We start from the raw sequence: 23,540 nt of genomic DNA, 5'->3' as shown, positions 1-23,540 counted from the left end.
TGGAATGAAAAGAAAAGGCTAATTGAATGACAGGAAAGGAAGTACTAAAAACAAATAGGTGTCATTCCAGCGCGTGACGCTGGAATCCAGAAAAGAACAATGGATCCCAGTGTCTGAGCACTGGGATGACAAGGTAGGAAGTACTGGGATGAAACCTTTTTGCTTCAATATTTTGCACAGTAGCTATGCAACTTAACAGATACTTTTCTCTTCATTTATCCTCAGGTTTTTATGGGTTAAAAAAACATAAAAACCTTATATAAAACCCCTGTTGTAATTAAAAATACACTAAATCTTGGTTTTCACATATTTCATCTTGTGCAGCAAAAGACAATAATTTTGCGCTCTCAAGGAAACTTTTTGCACTAGCTTCTAAGATATTAGATTTTACTTCTGTAAGTTCACATTTAATCTGATCTATTTTCCCATTCAAATTTTTATGTGCATCTTCGATTAATTTATTCATTTCATCTTCTAAAAGTATTCTTATTTCTTTGCTTTGTGAAGTGACAATATCGGCTATTTTGTCTGTGATTTCAGGTTTTATAAGGCTTTCAATTTTTTCTTCAGTGTATTTTTTACTGCTTCTTCTACCTGAGTTTTTATTTCTGGCTTTAGCAGATCTGCAACTTCTGGTCCTACTTTTTTCACTGCTTTTTCAGCTGCATTTTTTGCTGCTTTTTCAGCATTTGCTTCTACTGACTTTACTGTCTTATCAATTGAAGTCGATATTTTTTTTCTATTTGATTAGCTTTTTCGGTAGCTATTTTGTTAGCTTTCTCTTCAGCTAAAGTTAGCATTTTTCCTTCTATTTTTTTTACTTCATCTTGAGCTGCTTTTCTAGCTTCTAGTTTTAAATCGTTACCCATTTTAGATATTACTTGTTCTGCTGCTTTTTTTGCTGCTTTATCTATGCCCAACCAGCTTCCTAATTTATCACTCACACCATATGCTAAAGTTTCAGAACTCAATTGACTTTCCGAATTTTGTGGTTCGTTTAGGTGTACTTTCCATACTGTATTCTGTGTGTCGTAACTCGATTGACTTTCCGAATTTTTTGGTAGTGAATCGAACAGTTCAAGATGTGATTTTAGATCATAATAGCTTGGTTGATCGTTCGAATTATTACTATATTTTGCCATATAATATACTCCTTGATTTAAAAGTAATTCTAATATTAGCATATTAATATAAACGTTATATTAATATTGATATAACTGGTTTTCAGTTTAGTAGTATAAATTTGTAACACCTTTTGAAAAAATTCATGACTTGACGACAAAGAGCATTATATTGGTATCATGACTGACTTGGAAAAGATGAGAGAAAAACTGCAAAATCAAATTAATTATCATAATATCTTATATTATCAAAAAAGTAAGCCAGAGATAAGTGATGCTGAATATGATGAACTGAAAAAAAAGTTAGCTGCGATAGAGCCAGAAGCTTATGCAACACAAGATAGTGTTGGTGCTCCGCCTGATGAGAGATTTTCTAAGGTGGAACATCAAGAACCTATGCTTTCTCTTGAGAATGCTTATGATGAACAAGGTGTAGAGAAATTTTTGTCTAAAATAAAGAGATTTTTAATTGCAGATGAAATAGAAATACTATGTGAGCCAAAAATTGATGGATTGTCATTTTCTGCAATTTATGAAGATGGGAAATTTGTTAAAGCTGCAACTCGAGGTGATGGTTTTGTAGGAGAGGATGTTACTCACAATGTTGCAACAATAAAAGACTTTCCTAAGTTTTTACAAGATGTGCAAGGAAGACTAGAAGTAAGGGGTGAAATATATATCAGTAACAGCGACTTTTTAAAGTTAAATGAAAATAATGAATTCGCTAATCCTCGAAATGCAGCTGCTGGTTCTTTAAAGCAATTGAATGCGAACATTACAGCAAAAAGGCCTCTTAGATATTTTTCTTATTCTTTAATTGGTGGAATAGAGAAAAGTCAAAGTGAAGTACTAGAAAAACTTGAGAAACTTGGTTTTTGCGTAAATGAGCATCGTTCCTTAACAAGTAGTTTGAATGGAATGCTAAAGTTCTATAACGAGATCTATGATTATCGTTATAACTTGGATTATGATATCGATGGGATAGTCTATAAAGTGAATGATTTGGTGCTACAAAGTCGTCTGGGAAGTACACACAAAGCGCCACGCTCAGCACTTGCATATAAGTTTTCTGCGATTTATGCGAAGACAAAGTTAAATAAAATATTTATACAGGTGGGTAGAACGGGGGTTTTAACTCCAGTTGCAGATTTAGTACCAGTCAATATTGGTGGAGTATTAGTTAGCAGAGCAAGTCTACATAACCAAGATGAGATAAAACGTAAAGATATAAGAGAGGGAGATGTTGTAACAATTAAAAGGGCTGGGGATGTAATTCCTAAAATTGTCAAAGTAGATGAAGGTTCTCGTCATACAAATATGCCTGAATTTGTTTTTCCTGACATATGTCCTGAATGTGGTAGTAAAGTGCAGATTGAAGGAGTGGCAGTAAGATGTCCTGAAGAATTTAATTGCAAGGCTCAAATAGTAGAAAAACTAAAACATTTTGTGTCAAAAGATGCATTTGACATTGTTGGCCTTGGTGAAAAACAAATAAAGTTTTTTTATGACCTGGAACTAATAAGACAAATTCCAGACATTTTTATTTTAGAGGAAAGATTAAAAGAGTTTTCCTTAAAAGAGCATCATGGTTGGGGCGAGAAGTCAATAGCTAATCTATTAAGTGCTATAAAAAACAGAAGAGTAATCACTCTAGATAGGTTCATATTTTCTTTGGGTATCAGATTTATCGGCCAAGTTGCAGCAGAATTGCTCGCAAATTATTATGTATCTTATGATAACTGGTATAATTCGATGTCATCAAATGATGTTGAGTTGGTAGGTATAGATGGTATAGGAGAAAAAGTAGCTGAATCTTTAAAATCGTTTTTTTCTCAGGAACGTAACATTAAAATGTTAAATGACCTGACTGCATATCTGCAAATTCTTCCCGTGAGCTCCAACTCTAGCGATTCTTTTTTGAATAACAAAATTATAGTGTTTACTGGTAAGCTACGTGCTATGAGTAGAGGGGAGGCAAAGGTAAGAGCTAAAGTTTTAGGGGCAAAGATCAGTTCAAGCCTTTCTACTAAAACTGACTATTTAATTGCAGGAGAAGATCCAGGTTCAAAATATAAAAAAGCAATGGAATTGGGTGTGGAAATTTTAGATGAAGAACAGTGGAACAAATTGTGCTAAACACAACTTAATCTGACGGGAATGAATTAACTGATAGAAGAATTGAAAACTAATATCAGACTCTTATTTAATACAATTGAACACTCCCTGCTCTTTATAAACAGCTATGCAAAAAAGCCAGTTAAATAGCTAAGCGCCCCTCTAATATATGATTTCTCTTTAACTTTTTCTAAATATGGACTAGGTAATTCTTCCTTATCTACAAATTCGAAATCATCTTTCTCAAGAAACAACTCATGTATTATTTGTGCTAGTATCATAAAGTCTTTCTTTTTAGGGGACTGAACAAAGCCTGGGTATTGCTTATCATGTGCAGTTTTTTCATAAACAGATTGAATGAAAGTAGATATTTTTTTTCTAATTTTCTCAAATTTTCTACCAATTGCTTTTCTCCCGGTAAAGGTATTTGAAGCTTTTTTTGCTTTAATACCTCCTTTTCTGATATGTGACCATAATCGTTAATAAACTTACGTGTTATTTGCTCTAATCTTTCCAAGTCTATTTCTGTATTATAATAAGAAAGAGCTGGATAATTTTCATCTTGGCACAGTTTATTATGATAATCAGAAGCTTCAATAAACTTATTTACTATTTCTTTTAATTTTTGTAAATCATTTAGCTTTTGATTGAAATCAAGATATTTTTTCAACTCCATCCACCACTCATACTTAGCAGATTTTTCTTGTTTTTCTATTTTATTTTCTAGCTCTTCTACTACTTTGCTATCTGCAAATGCTTTTATATATATTTCTTGAATAACAGAACAGAAATTTTTTTTAGAGAACTGTCCTGTACATATATAATTAATGGTCTGAAGACGCTCATTTTTTATCGAGTATGTTAGTATATTAACTAAACTCTTTAAAAGAACTTGCTGCCCTTCCGGATTGTTTTTTATATTTTTTTCAACTAAGTTCAACATTTTTTTTATTAGTCGTTTATTATCAATTAATGAGACTATAGCCAAAATTGTTTCGATCTGCCCTACTTTTCTACTAATGATCTGATTAAAATTTTTTTCATTGAGCTTGGCAATATCATTGCTTACAAGTATAAAGGCATTTTTATATATTTCCCGAATAATTGAGAATTGTGAATTAGGGTACTCGCGCCTATTTCTAGTAGGTTTTTGTGTAAAATGTTCGTATAGGTTTGTAACAATTGAAACATCTGGTTTATTTATAGCTTCCCTTAAAGAAAGAACTAACATTTTCTTTAAGTTAGCTTGTTTATCTATATCAATTAAAAGTCTAGGATCACTTTCTACAGCTAATATCTTTTTCCACCATAAAGTCATAACTTTTTTATTAGAATAATATAGCTTAATTGTTAACTATATCTGTGAGAAAATCAAGAATTATTTATTTTTTTATATTTTATATAGGATTATTAATATTCACTTTAGTTTCAGAAACATACTGCAAATTAGAATCATAGAAATCTTTAATGTTCATTTTTCCAAAAACGCAAAAAAAGTACCTACCTTTGTGAAAATAAGCCTATAAAAATATGGTTGTAAAAATGGAAGCTTAAAATCATTGCAACAAAGTTAGGCAAATTGGTTCATATGTAAATTTAGTGAAAGTAAACCAATATAGCTGATTTCATGGTATAGCAAAATCACTATATTGAAAAGTTTATATGGTACACCAATTGATTCTAAAAAAAATGTTTTCATACTAACTGGTTTTGGGTGCTGGAAGTGACCAAATTACTTAGGTTGTTTAATACTGAATGAGTATAAATTTATTTCCTTCTACTAATCGTACATGGCCCAGAGTGGACAAATGGGAAGATTATACTATTAAAGATCTACAATATTAGAGCTCTGCCTAAAAAGTAAATACATTAACTTTTATTCCATAACTTTGCAGTATTACTTATTTAATGATGAGATAAGAATTACGTATTAATAAATAATAAAGGTTAATCTAGTAATAAATATATCGACGTATTAATAATATTATTATATTCTTAATATAATTAAATAATTAAGAAAAGTTATGAGTATTGTATTGTTTTATAAGAAGTTTAATGACCATGATTTAGGTGATGATAAAAGTTCTTTGAGAAAAAAGTTCAACGAAATAATTTAAGATTTAAAGGAGAACAACAGTACAAGCCAAGGGAATATAAAATTAATAAAAGGTGATGGGAATATTGAATATTCTCGAGCTAAATTAAGTGATAGTGACAGATTATTATTCACAAGTATAAAGATTGATAACAAAGATGCTTTTATTATTTTAGAAGTAATTCTGAATCATGATTATCATAAGTCTAAATTTTTAACAAATAGAGAAAAAATTAAAAACATAGAAATAATAGATAAAAACAATGAAGAAGTTTCTAATAGCGTAAGTACATTGGAGATTGAAGATGCTCCACAAGTTAGTTATCTCGGTAAATTTATTACTTTTAGTGCAAAGCAGGAAGATATAGTTGAAAGGGTTGGAAAGCTTGAATTGCCTTTAGTTATTAGTGGATCTGCTGGTAGTGGAAAGACATCAGTGGCTTTGGAGAGCCTAAAGAAGATAAAAGGGAAGTTTGAGGGAGGAAAAATTCTATATATTACCAAATCCGAAAATCTTATAAAAGAATCAAAAAAATTACTTGAATACGAATACTATGATGAAACTGCTAATGAGTTCAAGATTGCTGCTCCGGAAGAAATTGATTTCTTATCTCTGCATGAGTTTCTTGAAAAGCGAGCAGAAGATATAAAAGGAAAGAAGCCAATCAATAGAAGTAAGTTTTTTTCATGGTTCAACGAAATATGCAAGAAAGATAAATTTAAAGAGTATAAAAAAGATGGAGATAAAATATTCGAAGAATTTACAGCTGTGATAGGTGGAGGAGACTTATTAGGAAAAGATGGAAAAGATAGATATGGTAAATTAGGAAACAGACAATCTATGTTTTCTGTAGACGAAAGGAACAAAGTTTATGATTTTTTTAAAGAGTACAGGAAGTTTATAGAAAAAGATTCAGAGTATTATGATCCTAATCTTGTTGCATATAAGTGCATTACAGAAGGAATGTATAGTGCGATTGTTGTAGATGAAGTACAAGATTTGACCAAAAGCACACTGAGTTTAATATTAAAAAGTTTAAAAGATGAAAGTAAGGATAATTTTTTGTTATGCGGTGATATTAATCAAGTAATACATCCTAGTTTTTTCTCTCTATCTAAGTTAAAATCTTTTCTCTGTCAAAATCAATGTATAAGGGATCAAGGGTCAGAAGTTTTTTATACCCTTGAGAAGAATTATCGTAATAGTGAACAAGTCATTGAGCTTGCCAACCGTATACTACATCTTAAGAATTATTGTTTTGCTTCAGAAGATAAAATAACAGTAGACGATGCTTTTCTAATGAAGAGTGAAACTAAGAACAAAGGGAACGTTGGCTTTATTATTGATGATAAAAAAGAAGAAATAGCAAAAAAAATAAATGAATCTGTAAATTGTGCTGTTTTAGTTCTGGATGATGAAAGCAAAGAAGATGCTCGTAAATCGTTTGATACTCCACTTGTGTTTAATATACATGAAGCCAAAGGCCTGGAGTTTAAAAATGTGGTTCTTTACAAGTTTACATCCTGTAAAGCTTATAATGAAATATGGAATATAGCATGTCCGAATAAAAGTGAGAGGGAGATAGATAATACTATTAATGAAATTCGTGATTCATATAACGAAAGGGAAGTTAACACTTCAAGAAATAAGGATAAGAAAGATAAGCCTTTGGAGAAATATAAATTTTATATGAACGCTCTGTATGTTGGAGTCACTCGTGCTGTTAGTAATGTCTACATTATAGATGATGAAAGTAATTTATTGAAAATAATAGAACCAGAAGAAGCAGGTAATGTAAATATTGAGCAAGAAAAATCGAGTCCTGAAGAATGGAGAAATAAGGCACTAGAGTTAATAGAGAAAGGAAACATAGAGCAAGCTGAACGTATAGCAACAAAATTACAAAACGAAGGAAAAAAAGAATATGCTGAAGAGGTTACAAATGCGTTGAAAGCTAAGGAGTATCATGAAGAACTTCAGAACAACAATCATACAAATTCAGTGTTAGAGAATGATATGAGTTCTAAGTCTTTCTCACAAAGCTCAGAACATGAAGAAAAAGAAGATGAATCTCAGAATAAAAAGGGCAAACATAATCAAAGTAAGAAGAAAGCTAAAAAACGCCATCAAGTTCAAGAGGTGAAACCACAGCTTTCTTTAGATAAAAAAGAGAGTACCAATCAGAGTAAAAAACCTCAGAATGAAAAGCGTGAACAGAACCTAAATAAGGATCAGGATAAGACAAAGTTAGGGAAAAACACAAAGGAATTATTTTCAGCTTTAAAAAATGGTCATTTGCAAAAGGCTAAATGGTTAATTAAGAAAGGAGTGAATGTGAATGCTAAGAATGAGGAAAATATAACTCCTTTACATTTTGCAGCAGGAAATGGTTACTATGAAATAGTTAAACTTCTTCTAGGGGATGGAGCTAAGGTTAATGCTAGGGATATTTTGAATTGTACTCCTTTAAGTATTGCAGCAAGAAATGGTTACTTTGATATAGCTCAACTTCTTTTGCAGCATAAAGCTGAAGTTAATACCAAAGATGCTTTAGGTAATACTCCTTTACATTTGGCAGCAAAAAATGGTTACCTTGATATAGTTGATCTTCTTATGAAGCATGGAGCTGATATTAATGCTAAGACTGAGGAAGGTAACACTCCTTTGTCGTTAGCACTAGAAAATAGCTATTCCAAGATTATTGACCTTCTGCTTGCTGACCTAAATATTAATATTGGTTGTATAAAAGTTGTATCTATTGATGAGAAGAATAAAGAAGGCCGAGAAAAACTTCTTCAAAAACTTCAACAGGATTACAAGTTGTTTAATGTGGTAAAACAAGCAGCAGAAATAGATGAAAACAAGCTAGATAAATTACTTAAAGAGATAGAAGAATTACTGGAATCAAAAAACAAACATGGTTTCAAACCAAGCTTAAACTACTCTCCAGGTGATAATAATGAAAATACGACTATTGAAATTGCTATTAAAGCTGGTGGAGAGTTATTAGATCTTTTATATACTTATGCTAAGAAGAATATAGACATAGAAACTGAAATATTTAAACGACTCAAACATGCTAAAGAAAACTCTCAGTCTAAGAGAGATCTTTGTGATGTTTCTGTTTTAAAACATTCTACTCCAGATCAAGGCTTTTTGTTTAGTAATGGTTAATGCTTCCTTCTATAATGCAAAACTCATACTCACCCAACCTAATTGATTACTTGCAATCTGGATTCCAGTTTTAAGCTACTCGGATGACAGAGAAAGGGCTACTTGCATGACATGAAAAGGAGCACCGAGCAGATCACTTCTTCACAAGGATCTTATCAGCAACACGCATATCAATTATGCTCCAATTGCTAAAAGTAAAGTCGGTTGTATTTTGCAAGTGGCTTAAATAATCCCATGCGCTATAAGGATTATCTTCAGGCAATTTTACTGTGGCACTGTCATCGAGTATGATATTCCATCTTCTATTTCCTACATAAACACAAGAAGAAATATGATCACTTAATTGAGTTTTCCTCTCTAGTATATATTTAATGAATTTTAGGCTTGATAACGAATTTTGTCCTTTGATTATAACGAGGTTATCTATCTGGTAATCATCTACGATTACTTTACCTTCAGAGTTAATTACTGAAGTTCTGTTATCATCTTTCCAAAGAGCAAAAGGTTTGTGTTCATTTACATCAATGAGTAAGGTGTTGGGTAAAATCCTATAAATTCTTACATATTTTATCCATTCGCTTACAGATTGTATATTATCTGTTAGTTTTGAGAGTGATACATACATGATAGGTTGTGTTCTATCTACTAAACTTAGAATGTCCTGTTCATTTGTAAATTTGTTTCCAGTAACGGTTACTTTGTCGATTGAAAATCCATTGCTAATTAATAAGTTCGATAAGCGATCGTTACACCAAGTAAAGTAGTAATTGAATAGATTTGTTATTTTATCAAGTGAACTATAAAGTACTAGTGTAAGGAAAAGAGCAGTTATAATCATGAAAGCACACTTGCGCAAAAAACTCCTTTGGCTTCTAGTAACATTGTTCAACATCGGCTTGATCTCTAATATTCTTGTGGTGTAAACTGTCTTTGACAATAATTTTAATTAATTCATTAAAATCAATTCCTCTTGTCAATTTTGCAATTTCTGGTACTAACGATAATTCAGTAAAGCCAGGATGTGTATTAATCTCAAGCATTTTTAAAGTGTTATTTTGGTGATTATAACGGAAGTCTGAGCGGGAAACAGTTTTGCATCCTAAAAATTGATGAACTTTTAGTGCGTGTTCCAAGGTCATTTTATATATATTGTCAGGAATTTCAGCAGGAAATATATGTTCTGCAAATCCATCTGTATACTTTGCTTCATAATCATAGAATTTATTTTTTGGTCGTATTTCCATAGTGCCAATTGCTTCATTCAGCAACACAGCAGTATGTAACTCTATACCCGGTATGTATTCTTCTATGATCATCTTTTCCATTATAGTAGAACTGTTATTTTTCAGTTCTAAGTAATCCTCATGCGAGAAAATCATGTGTACTCCAATGCTTGAGCCTTCGTTAATCGGTTTTAAGACGTACGGATAATCAATTTTAATATTATTTTTTAGCAGATCTTCTCGACTAATTACATCACCTTCTGGAGTGTCGATACTCAGGGATCGGAATATATGCTTTGACATCACTTTATTCATAGCAACAGCCGAAGCCATAACTCCGGAGTGTGTATATTTTATACCTAAGATTTCCAATAAACCTTGAATACAGCCATCTTCACCATAAGGTCCATGTAGAGCAATAAAAGCAAGGCCCGGATTAATTTTTCTAAGCTTTTCAGCAATGTTGCTATCAACATCTATTTCTATTGCATTATATGAAAGGCTATCAAGCACCTTCTTTACTGCTTTTCCGCTCATAAGCGATATTTCTCTTTCGCAAGAAAATCCACCACTTAAAATTGCTATATTTGGAACCATAAGCACCCTAATATTTTGCTATATATCATATATAAAAGATACTTTTATCTTCAATAGAAAAAACGCTTTGAAAAATTCCACAGCTGTACAGATATTGAAACTTGCAGATGGTGTCATGCAAACTGGTTCCTTTATGATCAGACACCAGATTGCAAGTAAAACTGGAAGATCTTTTTCAGTAATATTCTTTAAAAATTTAATTTTGTAATCCACTTGATTTCCACTTTACATCTTTGTAATCAACTATTTCTACACCTTCAATGTCATATTGATCAGCAACTACAGATAGTTCCATTTCATGATCTATTAAATAGTCTTTCTGCTAATTCTTGAGTGGGCTGCTTAGTAAACTCAACTAGCTTAGCAAAATGCTGTAAAGTTTTTTTACTGAAAGATACATTAGCGTTTGCCGTAAGTTTTACCAAAGTTCATGAGTAATTGTACAATATTTTCCTGAAGTTTTTAATAAAGTAAACTTATCTGGAAAGTAATTATGCTGATATAAATATTATAATTTTATTAACACATAAATGCTACCGTGGCGTTAGTTTTTTAATTTAGGAGTATATTATGGTTATACCTACACAAAACTCGAATTCATTAACGTTTCAGGCACGTAACCTATCTCATATTTGCCACAAAAACTGTGAAGAGGCGTTCAATGAAACAGACAAACCTCTATGCAAGGCTAGATGTGACGTTTTCTTTCCAGTGCCTGAACCTCGTTCACAAATTAGTGAGAAATTAATAGATATTGCAAACAATCTCCGTTTTGAGAGTGCACAATTATCGTCTATGGCAGATGAAATAGACGCTTATAATTCAATGTCTATTTAATCAAAAAAATGTAAGTCTATTTTTGTACTCTATGACCCTAAATTTTCATCAAAATAAGCTGTCTTATCCTTTTTTTCTTTATACTCTTCTGCTGTATCTAGGGGTTGCTTTTTAGCTGTAATGTTTGGCCATTTTTGCGAATATTCTACGTTTATATTGTAAAATGATTTAAAGATTTTTTGTTCATTATTCAGTAAGCCTTCATCTAGCTCTAGAATATCTTTTATGGAATCATCAGTTACAATTGCATCTACTGGACATTCAGGTATACACACTCCACAATCAATACACTCATCTGGGTTAATCACGAGCATATTTTTACCTTCATAAAAGCAGTCAACGGGACATACTTCCACACAGTCTGTATATTTACATTTTATGCATTTATCTGTAACAAAATGCGTCATAAAACACTGTATATTTACATTATCTTGGGTACACTAAATTGATAAGAAATTCAAGCCTTTTATGAAGATAAATAAATTAAATAACGAAGAATTAGAAATATGGCTAAGCTTGGCTAGAACTGTGGGACCAGTAAAGTTCTTTAGTATACTTAGAGCATGTGGGTCGCTATATGAAGTGCTTAAATATCTTAATAAGTTGACTAACAAGGATTATGGAATTCAAAATGCACGAGAAGAAATTAAGAATGCAGAAAAAATTGGAGCCAAAATAACACCAGCATGTGATCCAGATTACCCTGATATTTTAAGGAATATCTCTGGTTTTCCTCCTGTAATAACTATACTTGGTGATGTATCATTATTAAGTCGTGAGATAATTGCAATAATCGGTGGACGTAATTCTTCAATGAATGGAAGAAATTTTGCCAATAAGTTGGCACTTGATTTAAGCCAAGCTGGTTTCATCATAATTTCTGGGCTTGCAAGAGGGATTGATACTGCAGCAAACAGTGTAATATACAAAAATTACCCCACTATTGCTGTCACAGCAAGCGGAATTGACGTAGTATACCAAAGAGAAAATTTTGATCTATACAAAAAAATTACTGAAAATGGCGGATTAGTAATTACTGAGCTTCCATTTGCTACTAAACCAAAACCTCAGTATTTTCCTCAAAGGAATCGAATTATATCTGGTCTATCACTGGGTGTTGTAGTGATTGAAGCATCGAAACGTTCTGGCTCTCTAATAACAGCAGATTTTGCTTTAAATCAAGGGAGAGAGGTATTTGCAGTTTCTGGTTTCCCTCTAGATTCACGCTGTAGTGGTAGTAATTATTTAATTAAAAACGGTGCTAAGCTTATCGAATCCGATGATGACATAATAGAGAGTATTAGGTTTAGTTTACCTCCGCAGCAAAAAAACCTATTTAATGTTGAGCACTATGCTGTTAACCAAAAACAAGAAAAATTGCAACAGGCAAAATATGTTATAGTTGATCATATTAACTCTGTACTTGTTGATATAGATGAACTTATATTAGCAAGCGGACTTTCTGCCAACATAGCTCTAATGGCTCTTTTAGAACTAGAGTTGGAAAACAAAATAGAGCGTTCTCCGGGGAATAAAATATCATTAATTTTCTAGATTTCTTTAGTTATAAGTCCACAACCGTACAAACATTATGATTTGAGTCCACCAAGAAAGATATCATTCCAGCGTGTGACGCTGGCTTTCCGTAATCTCACTAAAAACGTTGTATTTTTACATAACTTTTATACTTACTAACTTAATATATAATCAGAATTCCTAGATTCCAGACTCATGCATCAATAGACCTGCTGCAAAAGGTAATGATAAAATGATGGGAGAGAGGTAGAAGAGGAATAAGTAGATAGAGTAAGGTAAAAAAATGAGCTTTAGTTACTACAATATAAAGAAACACCCAAGAAATTTTCGTAATATAACAGGCTTAACTGTAGAAGAATTTGAAAAGTTGATAGAAAAAGTGGGGAACTTCAAAAAAGTGTGTCAAGCCGAAAAGAAAAGTAATAAATTGATATAAAAAATGGAGGTTTGAAATGAGTCAAGCAAATAGAACTACCGGATTAGTAGACTATAAAGAACTAGAATCAAATATTTTATCATCTATAGCTAACCCAAGAAAGGTTTAGCTATATGGCAAAATTGGTTATAATGGTATAATAAGTAATGAGAAAGAAGAAGATGCCAAGTCCATATAGTGAGGATCTGAAAGAACGTGTTTTCAAAGTAGTCGATAAAAAAACAATGACGATAAAAAAATCAGTCAAATATTCAAAGTGAGCATAAAAACAATATATTTGTGGAGGAAAAGGAAAAAAGAAACCATCTTCAGGCTATCACAAAGGATATTGCCATAAGATTAAAGATATGGATAGATTTATCAAATTTCTGGATGGATATTAGAATTGAAAAGATAATTGAAGAATTTGGTAATATGTGTAGAAACACAGTATATAACTACCTTAGCAAAGTAAACTATACATATAAAAAAAACTTTTCTTTATCGAGAAAGAGAAACGCAAAGAGTTCATAAAAAAAAGTAGAAGAAATAAATAAAGAAAACTTGATATACATAGATGAGTCTGGAATAGAGGACAATGAATTTTATGAATATGGGTGGTCTCAAAGAGGCAAGAAGTTATTTGCCCAGGGTTTAAAAGAAAGAGGGTAAGCATAATTGGAGCACTGAATGAAGGAAAAGTTAAAGCACCATGGATAATTGATGGCTACTGCAATAGTGAGATTTTTGATGCTTATGTAGAAAATGTACTTGTTCCTGTATTTAAACCTGGACAGACTATTGTTCTCGACAATGCGAGCTTTTATAAATCTGCAAGGACAAAAAATTTGATAGAAAATATTGGGTGTAAAATTTTGTTCTTGCCTCCATACTCGCCAGATTTAAATCCGATTGAGAAGTTCTGATCAAGCACGCCATAAGAAAGGCTCTACAAACCTTTTGGCCCAATATTAATTCGGCTATTGATTTTGTTTTTCAGTGCTCGGGCAAATCTTACTTCGGTTAGCTATAGCAGCTATAATGTGCTTGCAACAACTAATTCACTACGGCAACTGCACCGTGACAGTGTTTGTATTTTTTTCCAGAGTTACAAGGGCACTTGTCATTTCTTGAAACTTTTGGAAGTCTGCTATTTTTAGTAGAGCGTGACCTATTGCCTATTTCTTGATTTTCTAGCAACTTAAAGTGCGCTAGGCGGTGAATGGTAAGCTCCCTCCACTTTTCAAGCATCGACTCAAACATTAAGAAAGCTTCGCGTTTAAATTCATTCAGTGGGTCTTTTTGCCCCATGGCACGCAAATTTATGCTTTGTCTTAGGCTCTCTAAGACCGAAAGGTGCTCCCTCCATAAATGATCAAGTGTCATGATCATCACTTGTTTCACTATCGTATTCCACAAATCTGTAGTTTGTTGACTATTGAAATATTTTTCTTTCTCAGTAAAAAATTCTTGTATCTTGTCATTTATATAATCCAAGGCTTCTTGTTTACTCAAAAACTCTGCTAGATTAAACGTTATCCCGTATCTTATGTGGAATTCTTTTGCAATATCTTCAACATAATCTTCGTAATAACCACTTTGTACTATACCTTCTATTATATCCTCATTTACTTCACTATATACTTCAACTAAATCATTGATTTCATTGTTTAAAATATGATTTCTCTGCTTAAAAATAACTTTACGTTGATTGTTGATTACATCATCAAACTTTAGCAAAGACTTCCGCACATCATAATTTCTAACTTCAACTTTCTTCTGTGCTTTTTCAAGTGCTTTATTAATCCATGGATGATGAATAGCCTCGTTGTTCTTTAGTCCCACTCTTTGCAAAAAATTCCTCATTCTATCAGAACTAAATATCCTCATTAAATCATCTTCAAGTGATAGAAAGAACTTAGAAAGTCCAGGGTCACCTTGGCGGCCAGAACGTCCACGTAATTGATCATCTATTCTCCTGCTTTCATGCCTTTCGGTTCCAATAACACATAAGCCACCAGCTTTTATAGCAATTTCCTTATCTTTTTTTACTCTTTCGACTATTTCTTGATATTTTTTTTCTCTTTCATCAGCATTTTTTATTTTCTCGAGCTCTATTTTTGCAATCATTTCAACATTTCCACCAAGCTGAATATCAGTTCCACGTCCTGCCATGTTTGTTGCTATAGTAATGCTGCCTGGTATTCCAGCTTGCGCTATTATATACGCTTCTTGTTCATGATAACGAGCATTCAATACTGAATGCTTAAGGGAATGGCTTTTCAAAAGATCGGAAAATTTTTCAGAATTTTCAATACTCACAGTGCCAACAAGCACTGGTTGAAGACGTGTGTGACATTCCGCTATAAACTTCAATACAGCACTAAATTTTTCTTTTTCTGTGCCATAAATTTTATCATCAACATCTATTCTTTTAACAGGCACATTAGTTGGAATTTTTACTACATTTAATCTATATATATCACGAAATTCTTCTGCCTCTGTTGCTGCTGTTCCTGTCATACCAGAAAGTTTGTTGTACATACGAAAGTAGTTCTGAAATGTGACTGATGCTAAAGTTTGACTTTCATGCTGAATTTCAAGATTCTCCTTTGCCTCCAGTGCCTGGTGAAGACCATCAGAATATCTCCTACCTTCCATCATGCGCCCAGTAAACTCATCAATAATTACCACCTTACCGTTTTTCACTATATAATCTTTATCAGCAGTAAACAGCTTATGTGCACGAAGTGCTTGATCTATATAATGAGTCAGTATAATATTGCTAGTATCATAGAGCGAGGAATTTCCAGGAATGAGGTTATACGATTTTAGTAATTCCTCCACTCGTGAAATGCCATTTTCAGTGAGGAACACTGCTCTACTCTTTTCATCGACTTCATAGTCAGAATCAACTAATTTGATTACTATTTTATTGATATGCTTATATATCTGATTATTTTCCTCAAGTGGGCCAGAAATAATGAGCGGAGTACGCGCTTCATCAATCAGTATAGAGTCTACTTCGTCTACTATCGCGTAATTGAAGCCTCTCTGAACCATATCTTCTTGAGAAAATTTCATATTATCTCGTAGATAATCAAAGGCAAGTTCATTATTTGTTGAGTATACGATATCTGCGCTATAAGCCTTTTTTCTCTCGTCGTCTGTCAAATTATTTGTAATAAATGCAACAGAAACTCCAAGAGAATTATATAATTTACTCATCCACTCTGTATCTCGTTTTGCAAGATAGTCGTTAACAGTTACGATGTGCACACCTTTTCCTTCTAAAGAATTTAGATATGCAGCTAAAGTTGCGACGAGTGTCTTTCCTTCTCCTGTTTTCATTTCTGATATCATGCCATTATGGAGAACCATGCCACCAATTAGCTGAACGTCGAAATGCCTCATGTTAAGGAATCTTCGTGATGCTTCTCGTACAACCGCAAATGCAGGTACGAGAAGGTCATTTAGTGTTTTTCCATTTTTCAGTTCTTGTTTTAATTCCGCAGTTTTACTAGCAAGATCCTCATCAGATAAGCTCTGCATTTCTTGCTCTAGCGCATTAATCTGCTGAGCAATTTTTCTGAAGGATTTTATTATCTTCTTGTTCGTTGATCCAAATATCCTTTTTATAAAAAAAAGTGACAACGTAAAGATGAAGAATATAAGAATAGTTGTTAAAACTAACGTAGAGTCTGGCATAAACTTAGGTAAAGTTTTATTTAATATGAGATTATATTACTAAACGTAACCTGCTGCAATTAGATTCAGAAAATCTTTATTTACAAACTAAGGAAAAGATTCTTGCAGATGAAATGTAAAAGAGTCTATTTATTTTATTAAATATTATAATTAATAATTAAACTTTCTTAATAAATTATTAAAATAGTGTTAAGCTACATGTATAAAACGGTTAGTGGAGTTACAATGTTAAGCAATATTATAAAAGTAAAATTAGAGAAAAATAGTTGTCCTTTTGAAGAATTAGAAGAATTTTTTGCTTCATTAAAATTTGGTACAAAAGGGTTTAAAGATTCTTCAATAAAATTAGTTTGCCAAGTATTGGAAGATTTCACCTTAATTCTACCAAGAGAGGCAGTACCTAATTCTTTCGCTTTGAAGCTTTTATCTTTGCTTAGTAAGGGAAATGAGCTGGCTTTACCTATTATATTAAAATACCTTTCTTGCAGAACTGTATTTAAAGATTTTGGTCAAAAACTACAGGCTAAAATGGATCAAGATATAAAAGAACAAAACGATTCTAAAATTTCTCAGGAGATTGAGTTATGCAAAAAAGACATTTTAAATCTTCTAAATGGTGGTAAATCAGTATTAGATGTTCAATTGAAGCAGCGGTATAAAAAATACTATTCGTCAATAGATAACGAGATTGAAGAGTTAAAGACTAAAATTTTAAAAGAACTAGAAGATTATATTAGCAATACTAACGTTAATAAAATGTATCGAAGCCTTAATAATAAAAAGAAAAGCGAAGAATCATTAAAAGAAGTAGCATTAGGATCTTGTTCATTGGGTGGAATTTGCGTGTTAATATTTTTTTCACTTGGTTTTTTTATTTTTTTGGCAACAACCATTGACCCACTTGCTCATATGAGTATGTATAAAGTAAAGGTTTTTAGGTGTATAGGAGCTTCACCTTTAGTTTTTGTAGCATTAGAACTAACAGTAGTAGGTGTAGCTTACTTAACAAGTTGTTATCTAAATCATAGTTTTACAAAAGAAATACAAGACTATATAGAGCAACCAATAAAATGTATGGATAAGGCAACTAATAATAAAGAATTAGACAATTTTCCTTCTGACAATTATGAAAAAGTACAACCTTCAGCACCGCTTGAGGAACTACTACCTTCATACGAAGAATCGTGTTACAGTAGTTTAGGTTATATTCAACCATCTAATCCAATACAGCAAAATAAGTTGTTGTAGTGAAGGTATAAAGAGAATAAGCAAAATTATATTTGTAATTTTGCTTCCTTTATCATGACTTAGAACATGCAGCAACATGACGATTTGTCTATACTTTATCAAGTATATTAATGGGTAAATGAATTTTAATACAATCTTATTATACTTATAAATACGTTATATGTGAGAAGATATGGAAGATTTTATAACTGAAAGAAGGAAAGATGATGCTGTGATATCTGTTTGTCAGGATAATGAGAAAAAGAACGTATTAATCTTGGGACTCAATCAAGCTGCAAGGAATTTATTAAAATGTGAGGAAGAGAATTTACTTAATAAGCCGTTAATCAATATTTTAAGTAAAAGAGCAGCTGAAGATATGAAAAGCTATTTGGAGTATACTGAAGATGGGCGCGATTTGTCCGATATATTGCCAAAAGTGATAGGCTTTTCTTTAATCGACGCTAAAGGAGAAGATATAAAAACAAAGGTAGAAGTTTTTCGCACAACGCAATTTACTAATAGCAAGATTAATTATGAGCTATTGATACGTGACATTAGCCTGTTTCATAAGCTAGCAATGTTTAAGGATAAATATCTGATGGGTAAGAAATATAAAAAACACAACTTGTTTGATATACCAGACAATGATTCAACGATTTTGGAGTTATATGTCATATTGAATTTTGCCTTTGAATATCAAATTAATGCAGTTATAGGAATAATAGGCTTCAATAATAAATTTAATGAGATAAACGATGCATTGAGTATGATCACAGAGCATTTTTATAAAAATTGCCGTAGTGATGATTTTCTAGGATTTATTGATGAGAATAAGGTGCTTTTTATTTTGATTAACTGTGATGCAAAGAACACATCTAAAATAATTAGTCGTATATATTCTACCATTAATAAGCAGTTACTAAAGCGAAAGTTACCAAGTATATCAATTATTTATGGAAATATAATTCAAAAACATAGTGTGAAGAATGCTTAAACGCTTTTGTCATTAATTGGTTTGTAGTATCTAAGTTCTACACAATATAAGAATTGTTTTTTATTTCTATTAAGCTTATATTAAAAATTTAAGCTTAACTATGAGGTTACTGATCAAACTATTTTCATTATTATTCGTGGTAGGGAGTGTCAATGCTAGGGTAATTCTGGATAAGGAGATGTTTTATGCAGAACTAGATGGAAAAATAGATTTAAGATTTGGCTACGCTTTCAACAGAGATTCTTTTAGCTCTACAAAAGACAAGACCTCAAGTTATTCAGACCTGCGCTTTCTTTATTTGCAGCAAGTTTATCCCAATACGCAAATGGGGTTTAATGTTAAGGCAGGAGTTTCTGCTATTGCAAACCTAAAAGCATTAGACATAGAAAAATTAGAAATGGAGAAGTGCTATTTTATCATAAAGAACCAGGAGTTTGGATCAGTTGAATATGGTAAAGGAAGTTTAGTTAGTCAGAGTATGTTAATTAACACTTCAAAAATTTACACAGCTGCTGGAGGAATAAATGGTCATTGGACAGATTATGCAAATTTGCGCGGTAATAAAAAAAAAGATGATGGTTCTGGGTATGATAAGGATAAGGTATTTTGGGTCAAGCCTAATATTTATAGCGACTATAATAGACTAGAACTAAAGTTAAAACAACCAACGTTAAACTATATCTCTCCTAAAATCTATAACTTTCAACTTGGATTTAGTTATGTTCCAGGTAAAAATAATTTACAATATAACAATCTGATAGCCGCTGGTCTTTCGTATGAAAATGTCCTATCAGATGATATAAGTTTTACTACTGCCTTGGCTGGTGAGTTTGCAAGGGAAAATTTAACTGACTGCTCGGATGGTACTTCTCAAAATTATGAATGCCGTAATCAATTACTACACTGGAATTTTGGATTGAAGCTAAAACTTTTTGAACTTGATTGCATTTTTTCGTACGGTAATGGCGGTAAATCTGGTGAGAAGCGTAGTCCTGAAACAAATAATATGCATTATGTAAATGCAGGTGTTGCTTATCATTCTGATTCTCGTAAAGTGAGCTTAACATATTTTAATAGTGTTAGGTATATTGCAGGTAAAGGTACAAACGAATTCACATCACAGGCTTTCAGTCTTGAATATCCATTAGCTCTTGGCACTTCATACTACTTCGATATTGTAAAATTTAGTACTCAGGAACCTGTAGTAAAAGATAATAACTACGGGTATGTGCTTTTGGCCGGATTGAAGCTAAGTTTTTAGTGAAGTAACTGGTATGTAAGTATTGTAGTAATGAGAGTAAAATTGAGTTGTTAATATATTTGATATTATAAAAATAACTATTACATAAGATTTTCAATAAAAAGACATTCTGTTACTAATCCAAGTGTAGGAGAAAACGGTTATTAATTAGCAAACCAAGCCCTTCAGTAAGCGCATCTCTTCAGGTGCTCTTTTTTTCTTTTTTATATATAAAAAAATTAGATAGTATTGTGAGTGCGGTTTTTTCTGTGTTCTGATGCTTTTCAATTCTATAGCTTTTGTATTGAATTTCCTTTTTTTACTACTATTTCTCTATATTGTTGTAAGAAAGAACAGAAAATTTAGTGAGAATCTTGAGAAGAATTTACTTAAAGTAGAACATGAACTTCAAGAGGCAAAACAGGCTTTAGTAGATAAAAATAAGGAAATAGTTGATTTGAAAGTGAGGAACGCAGAACTTCAAGTAATTCTTCAGAAAGAGCGTGAAGAAAAGAAAAAGGAAATAGAATTACTAACAAAAGCAGAGGAGAGGCTTACGAACACTTTTAAAGCACTTTCTCTTGATGCTCTTCAGGTAAACAATAATAATTTTCTGAACTTAGCAAAAGAAGTGATCGATAATAAGCTAAAAGAAACAGAAAGTGACTTCAAAAAAAGGCAAGCAACGATCAACGAAGTTATCACTCCAATAAAAGAAAAATTAGAAAAATTCGACAGTGAAATACGTGAGCTAGAGAAAGAGAGGGTAGGGGCCTACGAAGGTTTAAGGGAGCAAATTGGAGCATTAATGAACCAAACTTCTAGCCTTGCTAACGCCTTGAGGAAACCTCACATTAGAGGTAAGTGGGGTGAAATGCAGCTCAAAAGAGTGATAGAGATGGCGGGAATGATTGAATATTGCGATTTTTTTACTCAAGCCTCAGTGATTGATAAAAATGAGGACAATTTGTTGCGTCCTGATTTAATAGTAAAAATGCCATCAGGAAAGCAAATAATAATAGATGCTAAAGTACCACTTGATTCTTACATGGATGCTATGTCGCAAAATGATTTACAGATACAAAAGGAAAAATTGAAGAATCATTCTCTGGCAATAAAAAAACATATAAATGATCTAGGCAGAAAGGAATATTGGAACCAATTTGAAAATACGCCAGAGTTTGTGGTGCTTTTTTTAACAGGAGAAGGGGTTTTCAGCGCAGCACTAGAATGTGAACCAGCTTTGATAGAAATTGGAATAGAAAAAAAAGTAATTATTGCAACACCAATCACTTTAATTGCGCTACTTAGGGCAGTAGCCTATGGATGGAAGCAAGAGATGATAGCTGAAAATGCAAAGAAAATAAGTGAACTAGGCCATATTTTATATGAGCGAATCTGCACAATGGGCGAAAATTTTGATAATTTACGCAGAAGCTTAAAAAGTGCTGTTGATCATTACAATAAAACTGCTGGTTCGCTTGAGGCAAGAGTGTTTCCTGCTGCCCGAGAATTCAATAAGCTTGGTATACATGCAAAAAATAAAGAACTCACTGCTGCAAAAGAGTTGGAATCTTTACCACGCAGTTTACATGCTGAGAGGTTGAAAGTAGATTAGTATTTCAGGTCTCCTTAACTTACATTTGCTGATTAAAACAACTTTCTAAAAATTTTTTTTATATAGCTCAATTCCTGCACATCATTTGCTGCATAAACAGGTATAGTTTTTTGCTCAGTACCAGGTATTTCTACAAAAATTTTGCCCACTTCTTGACCTTTTTTAATTGGTGCGGGTACCATATCTTTATACTCAATACGCACTTTAATTTTATCATGTAATCTGCGGTTATAAGTTATGGTAACATCGTTTGCAACTGTAACGGGCACCTTTTTATCTTTTCCATAAACAATATTTATTTCTTCAACTACGCTATCCTTAGCAAATATTTTCTTGGTATTAAAATGATTTAAGGAATATTGTATTAGTCTTTTTGCTTCCTCTATTCGCTCTTTCTCGGTGTCCAAACCATTCACAACAGCAAAAATTCTCCTATCGTTCCGTTTTGCAGATACTATAATTCCATAACCACCAGCACTTGTATGACCTGTCTTTAGACCATCAACTCCAATATCATGGAAAAGTAAAAGATTTTTATTTTTTTGTACAATATCGTTATATGTCAAATATTGTTCAGAGAATAGATCATAGTATTCAGGAAAATCGGTGAAAATTCTTTTTGCCAGTGTTACCAAGTCTTTTGCGCTCATAAAATGGTTTTCATCTGGCCATCCACTTGAGTTAACAAAATGACTATCATTAAGATTCAAATCTTGTGCAACTTCATTCATTTCAGCAACAAAATTCTCTTCTGATCCTACGATACCCTCGGCTAGCGCTATGCATGCATCATTACCTGAGGCAATTGTAATTCCTTCAAGCAGTTCTTTTACAGTAACAAATTGACCTTCTTTCAAGAACATAGAGGAGCCTTTCCTTTCCCATGCTTTTCTACTTACTCGAAATTTATCTTCCATTTTTATTATTCCAGCTTTTAGATAATCAAAAGCTACATATAAAGTCATTAACTTGCTCATTGAAGATGGGGCCATTTTTTCACTGGAATTATGGTCAAAAATGAAAGAGTCTGAAGCTAAATCTAAAACAACTGCTTGCTTTGCTTTAGTTCTAAACTGATATGAGTACGAATTAAAAGGGAGTATAAAAATTAATAGCAAAGTTACTAATTTGCTTAACATATTTATAATTTTAAATTTATAATGTGCTAAATTAATAGTATGATTTTGCACGAGCATTTCAATAGATCTCTTGCATAAAACTTCCTTGACAAACTGCGCCAGCCCCCTTATTATGACAATAAGAGTATTTATCCTTGTTTTCGATCCGCGCGGGTTCAACAACAAAAATTCAGTAAAAAACTCAGATATTTATTGGCAAATTACATAAAAATTATAGCGGCTGCATGTCTTTTTTATTTTTTCTACATTCAGCCAAAACGCGCTTATTTTAAGCGTTAGCACATTATTACAGCGCCAATTTACATTATTATGGGGTCAAAACTCGTTACACGGGGATTTTTTTGCCTTTTTTTTCGCTTGGTAAATTTATTAATATTTGAGGTGTCATTCCAGTGCTTGACACTGGAATCCAGGAAAGTTTAGCTTATGAGCAAGCAAACTAGCATAGAAAGTGGTTGCAACATTTTCGGTGAGATTTCAGAAAGGCTAGATTCCAG

Annotated in this window: 20 protein-coding genes; 11 read left to right on the top strand and 9 right to left on the bottom strand. The window is 32.3% G+C overall.

The features are described from left to right. Positions 1 to 277: 277 nt before the first annotated feature. Positions 278 to 466: a hypothetical protein gene (locus AAGD63_RS03905; protein WP_341813094.1), complete on the bottom strand. Its 189-nt coding sequence runs from the start codon at positions 464 to 466 to the stop codon at positions 278 to 280. 238 nt (positions 467 to 704) lie between these two features. Further along, complete coding sequence (locus tag AAGD63_RS03900; protein ID WP_341813093.1) at positions 705 to 1,142, bottom strand: hypothetical protein; 438 nt, start codon at positions 1,140 to 1,142, stop codon at positions 705 to 707. 159 nt (positions 1,143 to 1,301) lie between these two features. Here AAGD63_RS03900 and ligA point away from each other — a divergent pair, with 159 nt between their 5' ends. After that, on the top strand, positions 1,302 to 3,257 hold the full coding sequence (gene ligA, locus AAGD63_RS03895; RefSeq protein ID WP_341813092.1) for an NAD-dependent DNA ligase LigA: 1,956 nt from the start codon (positions 1,302 to 1,304) through the stop codon (positions 3,255 to 3,257). 104 nt (positions 3,258 to 3,361) lie between these two features. Here the strand turns inward: ligA and AAGD63_RS03890 are convergent, their stop codons facing one another. Both AAGD63_RS03890 and AAGD63_RS03885 read right to left on the bottom strand, forming a co-directional pair. Then, the gene (locus AAGD63_RS03890) at positions 3,362 to 3,517 is read right to left on the bottom strand and encodes a hypothetical protein (protein WP_006015317.1); all 156 of its coding nucleotides are present in this window, start codon (positions 3,515 to 3,517) and stop codon (positions 3,362 to 3,364) included. Beyond that, positions 3,514 to 4,554 (bottom strand): hypothetical protein, encoded by a 1,041-nt coding sequence (locus AAGD63_RS03885; protein ID WP_341813091.1) that lies wholly within the window; start codon positions 4,552 to 4,554, stop codon positions 3,514 to 3,516. The genes AAGD63_RS03890 and AAGD63_RS03885 overlap by 4 nt, the downstream gene beginning before the upstream one ends. 1,069 nt (positions 4,555 to 5,623) lie before the next feature. Here AAGD63_RS03885 and AAGD63_RS03880 point away from each other — a divergent pair. Further along, complete coding sequence (locus AAGD63_RS03880) at positions 5,624 to 8,506, top strand: ankyrin repeat domain-containing protein (RefSeq protein WP_341813090.1); 2,883 nt, start codon at positions 5,624 to 5,626, stop codon at positions 8,504 to 8,506. 133 nt (positions 8,507 to 8,639) lie between these two features. Here the strand turns inward: AAGD63_RS03880 and AAGD63_RS03875 are convergent, their stop codons facing one another. Next, the gene (locus AAGD63_RS03875) at positions 8,640 to 9,398 is read right to left on the bottom strand and encodes a cell division protein FtsQ/DivIB (RefSeq protein WP_341813089.1); all 759 of its coding nucleotides are present in this window, start codon (positions 9,396 to 9,398) and stop codon (positions 8,640 to 8,642) included. Then, complete coding sequence (locus AAGD63_RS03870) at positions 9,379 to 10,332, bottom strand: D-alanine--D-alanine ligase (RefSeq protein WP_341813088.1); 954 nt, start codon at positions 10,330 to 10,332, stop codon at positions 9,379 to 9,381. The genes AAGD63_RS03875 and AAGD63_RS03870 overlap by 20 nt, the downstream gene beginning before the upstream one ends. A 564-nt stretch (positions 10,333 to 10,896) precedes the next feature. Here AAGD63_RS03870 and AAGD63_RS03865 point away from each other — a divergent pair. Next, complete coding sequence (locus tag AAGD63_RS03865) at positions 10,897 to 11,163, top strand: hypothetical protein (RefSeq protein ID WP_007302779.1); 267 nt, start codon at positions 10,897 to 10,899, stop codon at positions 11,161 to 11,163. Between the two features lie 29 nt (positions 11,164 to 11,192). Here the strand turns inward: AAGD63_RS03865 and AAGD63_RS03860 are convergent, their stop codons facing one another. Continuing rightward, entirely contained in the window at positions 11,193 to 11,570 is a 378-nt protein-coding gene (locus AAGD63_RS03860; protein WP_254229739.1) for a ferredoxin family protein, read from the bottom strand. 61 nt (positions 11,571 to 11,631) lie between these two features. Between AAGD63_RS03860 and dprA the strand changes: the two genes are divergently transcribed. The 4 genes from dprA (at position 11,632) to AAGD63_RS03840 (ending at position 14,040) form a co-directional block, all read left to right on the top strand. Continuing rightward, positions 11,632 to 12,717 (top strand): DNA-processing protein DprA, encoded by a 1,086-nt coding sequence (dprA, locus tag AAGD63_RS03855; protein WP_341813087.1) that lies wholly within the window; start codon positions 11,632 to 11,634, stop codon positions 12,715 to 12,717. Between the two features lie 265 nt (positions 12,718 to 12,982). Beyond that, the gene (locus AAGD63_RS03850; RefSeq protein ID WP_264330511.1) at positions 12,983 to 13,135 is read left to right on the top strand and encodes a DUF4423 domain-containing protein; all 153 of its coding nucleotides are present in this window, start codon (positions 12,983 to 12,985) and stop codon (positions 13,133 to 13,135) included. A gap of 279 nt (positions 13,136 to 13,414) precedes the next feature. Further along, entirely contained in the window at positions 13,415 to 13,648 is a 234-nt protein-coding gene (locus tag AAGD63_RS03845; RefSeq protein WP_341813086.1) for a hypothetical protein, read from the top strand. A gap of 83 nt (positions 13,649 to 13,731) precedes the next feature. After that, on the top strand, positions 13,732 to 14,040 hold the full coding sequence (locus AAGD63_RS03840; RefSeq protein WP_341813085.1) for a transposase: 309 nt from the start codon (positions 13,732 to 13,734) through the stop codon (positions 14,038 to 14,040). A gap of 130 nt (positions 14,041 to 14,170) precedes the next feature. Here AAGD63_RS03840 and secA read toward each other — a convergent pair whose 3' ends face one another. Further along, entirely contained in the window at positions 14,171 to 16,822 is a 2,652-nt protein-coding gene (gene secA / locus AAGD63_RS03835; protein ID WP_341813084.1) for a preprotein translocase subunit SecA, read from the bottom strand. Between the two features lie 225 nt (positions 16,823 to 17,047). On the opposite strand from secA, the gene AAGD63_RS03830 reads away from it, so the two are divergent. The 4 genes from AAGD63_RS03830 (at position 17,048) to rmuC (ending at position 21,904) form a co-directional block, all read left to right on the top strand. Continuing rightward, positions 17,048 to 18,070 carry a hypothetical protein gene (locus AAGD63_RS03830; RefSeq protein WP_341813083.1) on the top strand — a complete coding sequence of 341 codons (1,023 nt, stop codon included), beginning with the start codon at positions 17,048 to 17,050 and terminating at the stop codon, positions 18,068 to 18,070. A 172-nt stretch (positions 18,071 to 18,242) separates the two neighbouring features. Further along, positions 18,243 to 19,046, top strand: coding sequence for a hypothetical protein (locus AAGD63_RS03825; protein ID WP_341813082.1), 804 nt, complete (start codon positions 18,243 to 18,245; stop codon positions 19,044 to 19,046). A 100-nt stretch (positions 19,047 to 19,146) separates the two neighbouring features. Beyond that, a complete protein-coding gene (locus AAGD63_RS03820) occupies positions 19,147 to 20,307 on the top strand; it encodes a porin (protein ID WP_341813081.1) in 1,161 nt (386 codons plus the stop codon). Between the two features lie 256 nt (positions 20,308 to 20,563). Then, a complete protein-coding gene (gene rmuC / locus AAGD63_RS03815) occupies positions 20,564 to 21,904 on the top strand; it encodes a DNA recombination protein RmuC (protein WP_341813080.1) in 1,341 nt (446 codons plus the stop codon). 32 nt (positions 21,905 to 21,936) lie between these two features. Here rmuC and AAGD63_RS03810 read toward each other — a convergent pair whose 3' ends face one another. Continuing rightward, complete coding sequence (locus AAGD63_RS03810; protein ID WP_341813079.1) at positions 21,937 to 23,043, bottom strand: D-alanyl-D-alanine carboxypeptidase family protein; 1,107 nt, start codon at positions 23,041 to 23,043, stop codon at positions 21,937 to 21,939. Positions 23,044 to 23,540: the final 497 nt, after the last annotated feature.

This window comes from Wolbachia endosymbiont (group B) of Germaria angustata, assembly GCF_964026725.1.
GTDB lineage: Bacteria > Pseudomonadota > Alphaproteobacteria > Rickettsiales > Anaplasmataceae > Wolbachia > Wolbachia pipientis_C.
This window is presented reverse-complemented; position numbering and strand designations above follow the sequence as displayed.

Excerpts from the sequence above, each read along its gene's own strand:
- AAGD63_RS03905 (WP_341813094.1), bottom strand. The coding sequence starts at position 466 with ATGAATAAATTAATCGAAGATGCACATAAAAATTTGAATGGGAAAATA.
- AAGD63_RS03900 (WP_341813093.1), bottom strand. The coding sequence starts at position 1,142 with ATGGCAAAATATAGTAATAATTCGAACGATCAACCAAGCTATTATGAT.
- ligA (WP_341813092.1), top strand. The coding sequence starts at position 1,302 with ATGACTGACTTGGAAAAGATGAGAGAAAAACTGCAAAATCAAATTAAT.
- AAGD63_RS03890 (WP_006015317.1), bottom strand. The coding sequence starts at position 3,517 with ATGATACTAGCACAAATAATACATGAGTTGTTTCTTGAGAAAGATGAT.
- AAGD63_RS03885 (WP_341813091.1), bottom strand. The coding sequence starts at position 4,554 with ATGACTTTATGGTGGAAAAAGATATTAGCTGTAGAAAGTGATCCTAGA.
- AAGD63_RS03875 (WP_341813089.1), bottom strand. The coding sequence starts at position 9,398 with ATGTTGAACAATGTTACTAGAAGCCAAAGGAGTTTTTTGCGCAAGTGT.
- AAGD63_RS03865 (WP_007302779.1), top strand. The coding sequence starts at position 10,897 with ATGGTTATACCTACACAAAACTCGAATTCATTAACGTTTCAGGCACGT.
- AAGD63_RS03860 (WP_254229739.1), bottom strand. The coding sequence starts at position 11,570 with ATGACGCATTTTGTTACAGATAAATGCATAAAATGTAAATATACAGAC.
- dprA (WP_341813087.1), top strand. The coding sequence starts at position 11,632 with ATGAAGATAAATAAATTAAATAACGAAGAATTAGAAATATGGCTAAGC.
- AAGD63_RS03850 (WP_264330511.1), top strand. The coding sequence starts at position 12,983 with ATGAGCTTTAGTTACTACAATATAAAGAAACACCCAAGAAATTTTCGT.
- secA (WP_341813084.1), bottom strand. The coding sequence starts at position 16,822 with ATGCCAGACTCTACGTTAGTTTTAACAACTATTCTTATATTCTTCATC.
- AAGD63_RS03830 (WP_341813083.1), top strand. The coding sequence starts at position 17,048 with ATGTTAAGCAATATTATAAAAGTAAAATTAGAGAAAAATAGTTGTCCT.
- AAGD63_RS03825 (WP_341813082.1), top strand. The coding sequence starts at position 18,243 with ATGGAAGATTTTATAACTGAAAGAAGGAAAGATGATGCTGTGATATCT.
- AAGD63_RS03820 (WP_341813081.1), top strand. The coding sequence starts at position 19,147 with ATGAGGTTACTGATCAAACTATTTTCATTATTATTCGTGGTAGGGAGT.
- rmuC (WP_341813080.1), top strand. The coding sequence starts at position 20,564 with ATGCTTTTCAATTCTATAGCTTTTGTATTGAATTTCCTTTTTTTACTA.
- AAGD63_RS03810 (WP_341813079.1), bottom strand. The coding sequence starts at position 23,043 with ATGTTAAGCAAATTAGTAACTTTGCTATTAATTTTTATACTCCCTTTT.